This is a genomic window from Janthinobacterium amylolyticum (assembly GCF_051380655.1).
Classification (GTDB): domain Bacteria; phylum Pseudomonadota; class Gammaproteobacteria; order Burkholderiales; family Burkholderiaceae_D; genus Janthinobacterium.
Genome location: NZ_JBNYXL010000008.1, coordinates 64,512 through 76,332, shown reverse-complemented (window position 1 = coordinate 76,332; position 11,821 = coordinate 64,512). Strand labels below are relative to the sequence as shown.

The 11,821-nt window shown below is 63.9% G+C and carries 10 protein-coding genes; 4 read left to right on the top strand and 6 right to left on the bottom strand.

Annotated elements, in window-relative coordinates; all coding sequences use genetic code 11:
• Nucleotides 1–5: 5 nt before the first annotated feature.
• The 6 genes from ACQ4WR_RS17850 to ACQ4WR_RS17825 form a co-directional block, all read right to left on the bottom strand.
• Nucleotides 6–1,148 carry an efflux RND transporter periplasmic adaptor subunit gene (locus tag ACQ4WR_RS17850; RefSeq protein ID WP_102299591.1) on the bottom strand — a complete coding sequence of 381 codons (1,143 nt, stop codon included), beginning with the start codon at nucleotides 1,146–1,148 and terminating at the stop codon, nucleotides 6–8.
• Complete coding sequence (locus ACQ4WR_RS17845) at nucleotides 1,145–2,614, bottom strand: MFS transporter (RefSeq protein ID WP_436488896.1); 1,470 nt, start codon at nucleotides 2,612–2,614, stop codon at nucleotides 1,145–1,147. Before ACQ4WR_RS17845 ends, ACQ4WR_RS17850 begins: the two co-directional genes overlap by 4 nt.
• Before the next feature lie 122 nt (nucleotides 2,615–2,736).
• Complete coding sequence (gene cysE, locus ACQ4WR_RS17840) at nucleotides 2,737–3,594, bottom strand: serine O-acetyltransferase (protein WP_436488894.1); 858 nt, start codon at nucleotides 3,592–3,594, stop codon at nucleotides 2,737–2,739.
• A 316-nt stretch (nucleotides 3,595–3,910) separates the two neighbouring features.
• A complete protein-coding gene (locus ACQ4WR_RS17835; RefSeq protein ID WP_102293359.1) occupies nucleotides 3,911–5,239 on the bottom strand; it encodes a hypothetical protein in 1,329 nt (442 codons plus the stop codon).
• 130 nt (nucleotides 5,240–5,369) lie between these two features.
• Entirely contained in the window at nucleotides 5,370–7,499 is a 2,130-nt protein-coding gene (locus tag ACQ4WR_RS17830; RefSeq protein ID WP_436488892.1) for a T6SS effector phospholipase Tle3 domain-containing protein, read from the bottom strand.
• Between the two features lie 181 nt (nucleotides 7,500–7,680).
• Nucleotides 7,681–8,538, bottom strand: coding sequence for an MBL fold metallo-hydrolase (locus ACQ4WR_RS17825; RefSeq protein WP_436488891.1), 858 nt, complete (start codon nucleotides 8,536–8,538; stop codon nucleotides 7,681–7,683).
• 177 nt (nucleotides 8,539–8,715) lie between these two features.
• On the opposite strand from ACQ4WR_RS17825, the gene ACQ4WR_RS17820 reads away from it, so the two are divergent.
• The 4 genes from ACQ4WR_RS17820 (at nucleotide 8,716) to prpC (ending at nucleotide 11,818) form a co-directional block, all read left to right on the top strand.
• On the top strand, nucleotides 8,716–8,952 hold the full coding sequence (locus tag ACQ4WR_RS17820; RefSeq protein ID WP_102293362.1) for a hypothetical protein: 237 nt from the start codon (nucleotides 8,716–8,718) through the stop codon (nucleotides 8,950–8,952).
• Between the two features lie 121 nt (nucleotides 8,953–9,073).
• Nucleotides 9,074–9,322, top strand: a complete 249-nt coding sequence (locus tag ACQ4WR_RS17815) for a hypothetical protein (protein ID WP_034783948.1) — start codon at nucleotides 9,074–9,076, stop codon at nucleotides 9,320–9,322.
• A 384-nt stretch (nucleotides 9,323–9,706) separates the two neighbouring features.
• The gene (gene prpB / locus ACQ4WR_RS17810; protein ID WP_086136626.1) at nucleotides 9,707–10,594 is read left to right on the top strand and encodes a methylisocitrate lyase; all 888 of its coding nucleotides are present in this window, start codon (nucleotides 9,707–9,709) and stop codon (nucleotides 10,592–10,594) included.
• Nucleotides 10,595–10,663: 69 nt separating this feature from the next.
• Nucleotides 10,664–11,818, top strand: coding sequence for a bifunctional 2-methylcitrate synthase/citrate synthase (gene prpC, locus ACQ4WR_RS17805; protein WP_102293363.1), 1,155 nt, complete (start codon nucleotides 10,664–10,666; stop codon nucleotides 11,816–11,818).
• The last annotated feature ends 3 nt before the right edge of the window (nucleotides 11,819–11,821 follow it).

The following is an 11,821-nucleotide window of genomic DNA, read 5'->3' as shown; positions in this document are numbered from 1 at the left end:
CCTCCTTAAGCGCCGTTGGCGCGCGGAGCGGCCACCAGCACCTGGTCGCCCGGGCGCACCTTGGCCGCGCCGGAGACGATGACCTTGTCCTGCGGTCCGAGGCCGGACAGCACGATCTGCTTGTCGCCCCGCAGGCCGCCAAGTTCCAGCTTGCGCGGCGCCACCTTGCCCGCCGCGTCCACGACGAACACCATCTTTTTGTTCTGGTCGCTGAGGATGGCGGCGTCGGGCACCAGCAGGCGCTCCTGCGCCGCGCCGACGGGGATGCGCACGCGCGCAAAGCTGCCCGGCATGACGGCGCGGTCGGCATTGGCCAGGCTGGCGCGCAGGCGCACCGTGCCCGAGCGGGCGCTGATTTCGTTGTCGACAAAGTCGACGGTGGCATCCTGGGCGGGGCCGCCGCCATCGAGCGCCAGCTGCACCTTCGATGGCAGCTTGCTTTGCTGGCGCAGGCGCTGGAAATCCGCTTCCGACAGGTCGACCATGGCGCGCACGGGGCTGTGCGCGACGATGGTGGTCAGCACGCCGCTTTGCGCCGCGCCGCCGGCCACGTAGTTGCCGACATCCACGCGGCGGTCCGACACGGTGCCGGCGATGGGCGCGCGCATGGTGGTGAAGGACAGTTCCAGTTCGGCGCTGCGCAGCTCCGCCTGGCTCAGCATGACGGCCGCCTGCGCGCCTTCCAGTTCGCCGCGCGCCCGCTCCAGCTCCTCGGTGCTGGCCGCGCCCGTTTGCTGCAGCCGGCTGCTGCGCTCGAACTGGGCTGTGGCCAGCTTGCTGCGCGCGCTGGCCTGGGCCAGGCTGGCCTGGGCGCGGTCGCGCGCCGCCGCGAAGGGGCGCGGGTCGATGACGAACAGCGCATCGCCGGCCTTGACCTGCTGGCCATCGCGAAAGGCGATCTGCTGCAAATAGCCCGACACGCGCGAGCGCACTTCCACGCGCTGCGACGGCTCGATGCGGCCCGTGTAGTCGAGGGTCGCCTGCACCATCGATGTTTCGGGCAGGGCCACGGACACGGTGGCCTTGGGCGGCGGGCCGCCAGGCGCGGCCTGGGAACGGCCGCAGCCGGATAATGTGGCGCTGCAGGCCAGTGCCAGCAGTAGTAACAGCGGGACGGGCAGGGACGGAATCGGACGGGGGCGCATCATGCGGGGTCTCCAGAAGGCGTTGGGGGCTTGGCCAGGGCGCGGCCGAGCGCAAAAATGGCCAGCGCGGCGAGTATCAGCGCGCTGGCGACGGCAAAGGTGGCGTGCATGCCACGGATCATGGCGGCTGGCTGGGCGCTGGCGAGATCGCTGGCGCTGGCAAAAAAAGCGAAGATGGCACCCATCACGGAAGCGCCCGTGACGAGGCCCAGATTGCGCGACAGATTGAGCATGCCGGAGATGAGGCCGCGCTGGTCGGGAACGATGTCGCCCATCACGGCCGTATTGTTGGCCGCCTGGAACAGCGCGTAGCTGGCCGTGAGCAGCATGATGGGCGCGACATAACCGGGGATGCCCAGGCTGGCGGGCAGCAGCGACAGCGCCAGGCAGGCGGCAGCCGCGCCGCACAGGCCCGCGCCGCCCATGCGCTGCGCGCCGTAACGGTCGACCAGCCAGCCGGACGGCACGCCGCAGAACGCCGCCACCAGCGGCCCGGCCGCCAGCACCATGCCCGTGACTGCCGTGCCCAGGCCCAGGCCGCGCGCCAGGTAGAAGGGGCCGACCACCAGGGTGGACATCATGACCGTCGACACCAGCATGCTGGTTGCCAGGCCGGCGCTGAGCACGGGCGCGCGCAACATGGCCAGGCGGATCAGCGGCGCCGGCGCCTTCAGTTCCACATACACGAAGAGGGCGGCGCCCGCGCAGGCGGCCAGCAGCAGGGCCACGTTGCGCATGCCGAAATGGCCGCGCCCCAGGGTCATGGCCAGCGCATAGGCGGCCAGGGTCAGGGCCAGCAGCAGGGTGCCGCGGTGGTCGAACACGGGCCGCTTGGCGTTGGCGCCGCGCTGGTCCGCCGGCAGGAAGCGCCAGGCCATCAGCAGGGCCACGCCGGCCAGCGGCACGTTGACGAGGAAGATGGCTTGCCAGCCGAAGCGGGCGATCAGCAGGCCGCCCAGCGCGGGGCCGAGCGTGGTGCCGACGGCCGACATGGTGCCGAGCAGGCCCATGGCGCTGCCCGTCTGCGCCTTGGGCACGATGCTGCCGACAAAGGCCATGGTCAGCGCCATCATGACGGAAGCGCCCAGGCCCTGCAGGGCGCGCGCGGCGACCAGCAGCCACAAGGTGGGCGCCAGCGCGCACAGGATGGAGGCGAGCGCGAACAGGGCGATGCCGGCCAGCAGCAGGCGGCGCCGGCCGATCATGTCGCCAAGGCGGCCCACGCTGACGATCAGCGCGGTGATGGCCAGCAGGTAGGACAGCACGATCCATTGCACATCCTGGAACGGCGCGTGCAGGGCCCTGGCCATGTCGGGCAAGCCCACGTTGGCGATGCTGGTGCCCAGCGCGGGCAGCAGCATCGCCAGGGACAGGCTGGCAAGCGCGCCGCGCACGGGGCGCGTGGCGGCGATGGCCGGGGTGGCCTGCTGGCTGGAGGCGGGTGGTACGGGTTTTGACGGCGAATTCATAGCGTGGCTTGTCCATCCAATAAGAGTCATTACATGGTACTGAGGGATATGACATGGCGGAAGACGCATCATTTGCACAATGTTGTTGCGTTTGGCGCCATGTCAGTGTGAAGGCGGGCTGGCTACAGCATCTGGTCCATCTCGAAGGCGGGCAGGCTGTCGGCCTGGTGGTAGCGGACGATGCGCCCGGGAATGCCGGCCACGGTGCAGTGCGCGGGCACGTCGCGCAGGACCACGCTGCCGGCGGCCACCTTGCTCATGGCGCCGATTTCGATATTGCCGAGGATTTTGGCGCCCGCACCCAGCATCACGCCCGAGCGGATCTTCGGATGCCGGTCGCCATGCTCCTTGCCGGTGCCGCCGAGGGTGACGTTCTGCAGGATGGAGACGTTGTCGTCGACCACGGCCGTTTCGCCGATGACGATGCCGCTGCCGTGGTCGAGCATGATGCCAGCGCCAATGCGCGCGGCCGGATGGATGTCGATGCCGAAGACGCTGGCCGCATGGCTGGACAGGGAATACGCGGCCTCGCTGCGGCCCGCCGTCCACAGGTGGTGCGCCATGCGGTAGGTTTGCAGCGCGTGAAAACCCTTCAGGTTCAGCAGCGCGTGCAGGCCGTCGGGACAGGCAGGATCGCGCTGCGCGATGGCCGCCAGGTCGGCCGTGATGCTGGCGAGGATGGCCGGCTGTGTGCTTAAAATGTCCTCGAAAAGGGGCCGCAGCACGGCCGGGCGCATGTCGCGCGCCCCCAGGCGCTGGGCCAGGACGGCGGCGAGCAGCGCGGCGGCGCTGTCGCGCGGCAGTATCAGCTCGTCGAGCATGGGCCGTAGCAGCGGCTCGCGCGCGGCGAGCCGCTGCGCCTGTTCGCGCACCTGTTCCCACGCGCAGTGCACGCCTGCGGGCTGGCTGGCTGCGGCGGCATCGATGCGGCGCAAGGGCGGCGCGGGCGGCAGGGGGCTGGCGTATGTCAAGTAAGTCATGGCGGTGCCTGTCCAGGCAAGGGAAGGGAAAAGTGGAGCGCCTGGCAAAGGCCGGCACCGGCTGGCAAGCGCACAGGCCCGCGGAAGGGCGTGCTGCGCGCAGTGCGGGTACACGATAAGCCGCCGCAGGGGGAGGAAGCAAATCGTAAATACTGAGCGCGCGGCTCACGATTCCTGATGCTTCGGGGGGGGGGGGGATTTGGCTGGGGTGCATGCCGCGCTGGTGTTCAGGCGGGTGCTGCAAAGCGACGTGAATGGACGCGGTGGAGCAGGGCACGCGGCGCGCGCTGGGTACTGGCAGCCAGCCTCCCGGGCTTTATTTCGAGTAGCCCTGCATAGCGTCTGCCGCGTCGTGGCGCAGGCCCCACCAAGGCAGATACGCATTGTTTTCGCCGCGTGCGCGGAACCACGGCTTGTCGTGGTCGATGGGCCGCACCTTGTCCGGTGGCGATACCAGCACGCCGGTCACCTGTGTTGCATCGCTGGTGCCGGCCACCAGCACGGGCTTGCCGACGTGGTTGGCATGGGCGATGCCGAGCGCCACGTTGGTCAGGGCCGTGCCGGCGCCCATCTCGCCCAGCAGGGCTGGCGTATTGAAACTCTGCGGCAGGAAGTCGAAGCCCGGCACTTCCAGGGCCAGTGCATGCGCCAGGTGGCGCAGGCGGTCCGACGAAGTGGGCAAGGTGATATTGGCGTCGTGGATGACGTAGCCGATATCGGCCTCAGTCTTGCCGCCCTGGCGCGCCGCCTCGGCAAATACGTGCTGCCACGCCTGCACGGCGCGCGGCGGCTGGTCCTTGGCCAGTGCATGATCGGCGATGGTTTTGCTCGATGGATAGCCTATCCACGCCAGCGCCGCCCGCTCCGTGTTGTAGTGGGGGCCTGCCAGCACCAGCAGCACCAGGTTTTCGTTGATCTGCATGGTTTTTGGCCGGCTCGGCGCATCCCAGTTCATGACCCACACGGTTTCCTTCGGATGCGCTTGCAGGTAGGCCAGCGCGGCGGTCAATGACGTGAAGCCCGCATTATTGCCGCCCAGGGTGATGCGTACATCGGGTGGCGTGGCGCGGGTCCAGAGGGTTGGGAAGTTGACATTGCCTATGCTGAAGGTGTCGTTGATGGTTTGCTGCGTGAATTGGTGTACTTCTGCCAAATCAAATTTTTCTTCAGGCAGGGCATGTTCAACGCGGATGCCTGCCAGTTCGCGCCAGTTCTGTTTTTTATCCTTGGGATAGACATGGTAGAAGTAGTTAGGGCTGGAATAATAAATATCATGGAAATTGGTCATCAGTTCGCGTAGATATTTATGGTGATAGCCCTTGAACGTTTCCTTGCCATTTATATCGTGAGCAATGGGGGCGACCGCCTGCAAGGTACTGAATCCCCTGGGATCCGTCCTGACCATATCGTCATTCTTGTTGGGCTTGGCGAGGCCGAGCGTCCACAGTAGTTGCCACTCGGTCGGATAGTCGCGCCGCTGCAGGGGATTGAGCCACTGCAGGCCCACCACCTGCGCCTTGAAAGGGATGTTGACGGCAAGACTTGATGACGTTTCTGTATTTTTCACAGGCTTCACGGCGCACCCTGCCAATAGTATATGCATGGCGATGGCGGCGAGCGTGGGCAACGCAAGGAACTGTTTCATGAGGTCTCCAGGTGAATGGATATTCTGGTGACTGGCATAGCGTGGCCAGGTGAACCAAAGTGCCAGGAAAATGACGAAGAGAAATGTGGTCAATGCCCAGCCCAGTCGCTGGCGCGGTGTGGCAATGAACTTACGCACCGTCAGTCCTCAGCGCAACGTTGGTGGAATTACTGGTGGAATTGGCATTCTGGCGTTCGTCAACGATGCCTTTTGGCTTTCTGGCAGGGCTGTCTTTGTCATTTGCCCATGTAAATAAAGATGCATTTTTAAATGTGCCGTTGTCGTAGTACTCAAAGAACTCTCCAGACTCGAAAGATGTCCCTTTGAGCAGACTCCAATCCGCCGCCACCCTTAATTCGCGCAACTGCTCCTGCCTGATCGTGCACACCCCCACCGCCACGTCATACGCCAGCGCCTTTTCCGCATGCTCGGGATTGGTCATGATGGTCGAGTGATCGGTGGCGTGGGTGTCGATATTGGCGGCCAGGTAGTTCTGGATTTCCTGTTTGCGCCAGATATTGAATTCCCTGGATGCCTCCTCCGGCTTGTCCACCGCCGTCACAGGCTGGTCCTTCTCGACCCAGCCTTCGCGTCTGGCCTGCATACGCAGCATGCCGTTCTGTTCATAGCGCAGCGCCGCTTCGGTTTCCGCATTGCCCTTGCCATGCGCGCGCTCAGATGCATACACGTCGTCCGCTTCGGGCGGACGGTCTTTGTGCAGGGAATCGGCGGGCGCATTGCAGCCCTCGTCAAACTGCTCGCTGAGATCTGCGTAGCGTTTCGCTTGCGGCATAAAAGGCTCGGGCAACGTTGGCGCCTTCATCGGTAGCCGCCAGACTTTGGGCGGCAGGGCGTTGATGCGCGTGCCGGCTGCCCTGGAGAGCACGATGGCGATGGGCGCAAACAAGAAAGTCAGTATCTTGCGCCCGATCCCCTTGCTTGAGCGCATGCCCTTTTTGATTGAATACTCGGCGACCAGCGAACGCGGGTGCCAGAAGTCGATGCTGTCCGGCGTCAACGGCTGGCCATTGCGCTGCCAGATATCGTAGTCCGTTTCATTTTCCTGGCCGACAAGGTGATGTTGCGCAAAGACGCGCTGGGTGAACACGCCTTCGCCAGCCGTATCGGCAATTTCCTGCGCCGACATGCCGCGCCAGCCGATGCCTTGCACGGGCGTGGCGGAAATGACCTGGTCATGTGGGTTGAAGTACAAGGTGACCCTGCCATAGGTGGAACCATGCAAACCGTAGTCGGCGCGGTCGAAGGCGGCCGTATAGCTGCCCTTGCGTTCAGGCTTTTTGTTGCCGGAGAATTTATCGACAAAGTCGGCATCCTGCTGCAGGGCAGAGCGGGTGCGCAAAATATTGAAAAACGCCTTCAGGGTTTGCGTGCGCGCCGCGTATTTTTGCCGGCCCGAGTTGCCATGTGCATCCTGCAAATTTCCGCTGACCCAGTTTTCCGTGAAATTGCTGTCCAACAGGCTATACGGCGGGTTGCACAGCACATAGCTGTCGGCCACGGCAGACGGACCCAGCGTTTCGCCCAGAAAGGCGGCCGCCATGGCCACCATATTGCCCTGGCTGTGGCAGACGATGGTGACGGGCGCGTCCGCCTGGCAGGCGCGCACCGATTGGATCAGCCGTGCCAGGCGCCAGGCGGCGAAAACGAAATACGGACGCGGCGGGCAGGCATACACTTGCCGGTCATTGGTCGGATTCATGTGCTGGATATGCATCCACAGGAACAGCTGCTCCGATAGACCGTCGCTCCACAAATCGGGCAGGGCGCTGCAGCCGTTGGCGAAGGGGCCGCCGCCCCAGTAATTTTTTTCGTTGAGATAGATGCCGTCGCCAAACGCCTGCAACTCCTCGCCGCTAGCCTTGTAGCCCCAGCGAAAGCGGATGACCGGTGAGTTGGCGTCGTCCGCTTGCAAAAAGGTGCTGGCGCTGCGCCTGGGGTTGAGGAAGCCGTCGTCCGTCAGTTCGCGCTCGTAGCGCGCCGCTTGCATTTGCCCGGCGGCCGGACCGGGGATCTCCAGGTCTTCGTCGCGGCGTTTGAGCCGATTGTTGAGGCCTGCGCACAGCCCTTGCTCGGCCTGGTCATACCATTCGCCATCGGAGTTCACGCCATGCACGAAGATGACGATGCCGGGGCGCGGCAGCCGAACCACTGCCTTGAGCAATCCATGGCTGAACAGGGTCGTGCCTTCGGCGTCGGCCAGGAGCACGCAGTCCGCGCCCGGCGTAGTGTCGGAAACCATGCTGGCGCTCCATCAACGTTGAATGGGAAACAGCTGCGCCTAAGCAAGCTCAGGCAATCTGCACTGTATGCGGATTGTCAGTTGCTGGACTTGCGTGGGATCAAGAATGGGCGGCGCACTTGTTGCGGCCCGTTGGGGCTTGAGCCTCCACTTGAAAGAGGTGGCTCTCAAAGGGGCGCTCTTAGATGGCGTTCAGCGGAATCTTCAGATAGCGCACGCCATTGTCTTCCGGCTCGGGCAGTTTGCCTGCGTTGATGTTGACCTGGATGGCGGGCAGGATCAGGGTCGGCATGTCCAGGGTGGCGTCGCGGCCCGTGCGCATGGCCACGAATTGTGCTTCCGTGATGCCGTCGCGCAGGTGGATGTTGCTGGCGCGCTGTTCGGCCACCGTCACTTCCCAGCGCGGCGCGCGGCCGTTGGGCGGGTAGTCGTGGCACATGAACAGCCTGGTTTGCGGCGGCAGCGCCAGCAGGCGCCGCACGGAGCGGTACAGCAGGGCGGCCGAGCCGCCGGGGAAATCGCAGCGGGCCGAGCCCACGTCCGGCATGAACAGGGTGTCGCCGACGAAGACGGCGTCGCCGATCTGGTAGGCCAGGTCGGCCGGCGTGTGGCCGGGCACGTGCAGGGCGCGCACTTCCAGCTGGCCGATATGGAATACCTGGTCGGGCGCGAACAGCTGGTCGAACTGCGAACCGTCGGCGCGCGCGCCCGCCTGGTGGTACACCTGGGAAAACGCCTGCTGCACCGTCTGGATGGCCGCGCCGATGGCGACGTCGCCGCCCAACTGCTGCTGCAGGTAGGGCGCGGCGGACAGGTGGTCCGCATGCGCATGGGTTTCCAGCAGCCAGCGGCACTGCAAGTCGTGTTCGCGCACGAAGGCGATGACCTTGTCGGCCGAGGTGGTCGAGGTGCGGCCCGCCTTCGGGTCATAGTCGAGCACGGAGTCGATGATGGCGCATTCCTGGCCATCTTCCGCATAGACAACATAGGTGACGGTGGCGGTAGCCGGGTCGAAGAAGGCTTGGATTTGTGGGGTCATCACAGTGAAAAAGTGCGGGCAGGGAGCATCATTATATCGTCACAGTTCGCTAAAAAAATGCTGCAAATTGACTTTTGACATGCGAAAAACAGATAAGGCCGCCAAACTGCATGCGGCACAGCCGTGCGCACCCTGCGGCTTGCTGCGTGGTAATCTCATTCTCACAAGGAGGAATTCATGAACGATACCACTGCACGCAGCGAACAGTACCGCGGTTTCACCATCTCCGTGACGCCGCAAAAGGACAATGACGACTTATGGGATTTTACCTACCGCCTGCAGCGCGACGGTGAACCCGAGGCGCAGGCCATCACGCGCAGCCGCACCCTGGGCGGCTATCCGGCACCGGACACGGCATGCATCGCCGGGCTGGAAGTGGCCAAGACGGAAGTGGATAATCTGCTGCGCCCTTGAGCCAGCGTAAATCGTTTAGCCTGAAAGCCGGCCTGACGGCGTGCGGCGCGTGAAACACGTCGCCTGAGGCCGCGCTTCATGCTACGATTTATGATCGAATCAGTTCTTATGGAGGCACCCCATGGATAGCAGTTCTAAAATTCACTATAAAGGCTGGGAAATCGTTCCCTTGGCCGTGCCCACCACCGATGGCAAATGGTCAGCCAGTTGCGACATCGAACGCGCCACCGCGGAAGGCCTGGAAGTATTCGAAGGCTCGACCATGCAGTTCGTGCGCGACGACGAGGAGGGCGCCATTGCCGCCGCCTGCGAGGAAGCGGTGCGCCAGATCGACAACATCATCGCCAACCCGCTGGTGCGGCTGGCCTAGCCTGTCCGCGCAGCCTCACCCGCAGATTCACCCGTATTACTCCCAGCCGGCGCCCGCCGGCTGTTTTTGTTCTGGGCTGGACCCTTGCCCGTTTCCGCGTTTGCATCGCCACCTTGATATGCCTCTTGTTGCATGTTTCACTGCGATGTTTCAAAATGGATTGAATGAAACAAGAATGAAACATTTTGTGCCTCGAACGTCACAATGCTGGTCTGCTGCGTGACAGCCGGCCAATGTCGCCATATGGGCGTTTCAAGGCATTTTCACTCTGCCGGCACACCATGTTCACGCCGCCGCGCAAGCCTGGCACGGCATTTGCAATACTGGTAGGCATAGCCGTTCCATGAAACATTTGGGACGCCCCGAACCCCATAAGGTGAACACATGACCCAATACTCCGCAGGTGCCGCATTCCGCAAGGCCGTCCAGGAAGAATCCCCTTTACAAGTCGTTGGCGCCATCAACGCCAACCACGCCCTGCTGGCCAAGCGCGCCGGCTATAAAGCCATCTACCTGTCCGGCGGCGGCGTCGCGGCCGGTTCCCTGGGCTTGCCCGACCTGGGCATTTCCAGCCTGGACGACGTGCTGACCGATATCCGCCGCATCACCGACGTGTGCGACCTGCCGCTGCTGGTCGATGCGGACACGGGTTTCGGTTCGTCCGCCTTCAACGTGGCGCGCACGGTCAAATCGATGATCAAGTTCGGCGCGGCCGGACTGCACATCGAAGACCAGGTGGGCGCCAAGCGCTGCGGCCACCGTCCGGGCAAGGAAATCGTGAGCAAGGAAGAAATGGTCGACCGCATCAAGGCGGCCGTCGACGCGCGCACGGATCCGAACTTCGTCATCATGGCGCGCACCGATGCACTGGCCGTCGATGGCCTGGAAGCGGCCCTGGAACGCGCCGTCGCCTGCGTCGAAGCGGGTGCCGACATGATCTTCCCGGAAGCCATCACGGACCTGGACATGTACGCCACCTTCGCCAAGGCCGTCAACGTGCCGATCCTGGCCAACATCACGGAATTCGGCGCCACGCCGCTGTTCACGCTGGACGAACTGCGCAGCGCGCACGTGGGCCTGGCCCTGTATCCCCTGTCCGCTTTCCGCGCCATGAACAAGGCGGCGGAAAACGTCTACCAGGCGCTGCGCCGCGACGGCACGCAAAAGAACGTGGTCGACACCATGCAGACGCGCATGGAGCTGTATGAATCGATCAATTACCACGACTTCGAGCAAAAGCTCGATGCGCTGTTCGCCGCGCAAAAGAAATAAGTAAAGAAGCAGGGACCGCCTGCCGGTCCCGCAGTGACGCACCCGAGACAATTCAATCTGGAGAACACAATGACCGCACCGCAAGCCGCCACTTTCAAGCCTAAAAAATCCGTCGCCCTGTCCGGCGTCACCGCCGGCAACACGGCGCTGTGCTCGGTCGGCAAGACCGGCAACGATTTGCACTACCGCGGCTATGACATCCTGGACGTGGCCGACAGCTGCGAGTTCGAGGAAATCGCCTACCTGCTGGTGCACGGCAAGCTGCCCACTTCCGCCGAACTGAAAGGCTACAAGGCCAAGCTGAAATCCCTGCGCGGCTTGCCGTCGGCCGTGAAGCTGGCGCTCGAAGCGCTGCCGGCCGCCGCCCACCCGATGGACGTGATGCGCACGGGCGTGTCCGTGCTGGGCTGCACCTTGCCGGAAAAGGACGACCATAACGCACCGGGCGCGCGCGACATCGCCGACCGCCTGATGGCGTCGTTCGGCTCCATGCTGCTGTACTGGTACCACTACAGCCATAACGGCAAGCGCATCGAAGTGGAAACGGACGACGACTCGATCGGCGGCCACTTCCTGCATCTGCTGCACGGCGAAAAACCGTCGGCATCGTGGGAAAAAGCCATGCACACGTCCTTGATCCTGTACGCGGAGCATGAGTTCAACGCCTCGACCTTCACCAGCCGCGTGATCGCCGGCACGGGTTCGGACATCCACTCGGCCATCACGGGCGCCATCGGCGCGCTGCGCGGCCCGAAACACGGCGGCGCGAATGAAGTGGCGCTGGAGATCCAGAAACGCTACGACAACCCCGACGAAGCGGAAGCGGATATCCGCGAGCGCGTTGCCAACAAGGAAGTGGTGATCGGTTTCGGCCACCCCGTCTACACGATTTCCGATCCGCGCAACGTGGTCATCAAGGAAGTGGCGCGCAATCTGTCTTTGGCCGCCGGTTCCACCAAGATGTTCGACATCGCCGAGCGCCTCGAATCGGTCATGTGGGAAATTAAGAACATGTTCCCGAACCTGGACTGGTTCTCGGCCGTGTCCTACCACATGATGGGCGTGCCGACGGCGATGTTCACGCCGCTGTTCGTCATTTCGCGCACTTCCGGTTGGGCCGCCCACATCATCGAACAGCGCATCGACAACAAGATCATCCGTCCGAGCGCCAACTATGTCGGCCCGGAAGACCTGGAATTCGTGCCGATCAAGGACCGCAAATAATGA

What these genes read in the sequence shown, in the direction of transcription:
- ACQ4WR_RS17850 (WP_102299591.1), bottom strand. Translation starts at nt 1,148, where the DNA reads ATGATGCGCCCCCGTCCGATTCCGTCCCTGCCCGTCCCGCTGTTACTA.
- ACQ4WR_RS17845 (WP_436488896.1), bottom strand. Translation starts at nt 2,614, where the DNA reads ATGAATTCGCCGTCAAAACCCGTACCACCCGCCTCCAGCCAGCAGGCC.
- cysE (WP_436488894.1), bottom strand. Translation starts at nt 3,594, where the DNA reads ATGACTTACTTGACATACGCCAGCCCCCTGCCGCCCGCGCCGCCCTTG.
- ACQ4WR_RS17835 (WP_102293359.1), bottom strand. Translation starts at nt 5,239, where the DNA reads ATGAAACAGTTCCTTGCGTTGCCCACGCTCGCCGCCATCGCCATGCAT.
- ACQ4WR_RS17830 (WP_436488892.1), bottom strand. Translation starts at nt 7,499, where the DNA reads ATGGTTTCCGACACTACGCCGGGCGCGGACTGCGTGCTCCTGGCCGAC.
- ACQ4WR_RS17825 (WP_436488891.1), bottom strand. Translation starts at nt 8,538, where the DNA reads ATGACCCCACAAATCCAAGCCTTCTTCGACCCGGCTACCGCCACCGTC.
- ACQ4WR_RS17820 (WP_102293362.1), top strand. Translation starts at nt 8,716, where the DNA reads ATGAACGATACCACTGCACGCAGCGAACAGTACCGCGGTTTCACCATC.
- ACQ4WR_RS17815 (WP_034783948.1), top strand. Translation starts at nt 9,074, where the DNA reads ATGGATAGCAGTTCTAAAATTCACTATAAAGGCTGGGAAATCGTTCCC.
- prpB (WP_086136626.1), top strand. Translation starts at nt 9,707, where the DNA reads ATGACCCAATACTCCGCAGGTGCCGCATTCCGCAAGGCCGTCCAGGAA.
- prpC (WP_102293363.1), top strand. Translation starts at nt 10,664, where the DNA reads ATGACCGCACCGCAAGCCGCCACTTTCAAGCCTAAAAAATCCGTCGCC.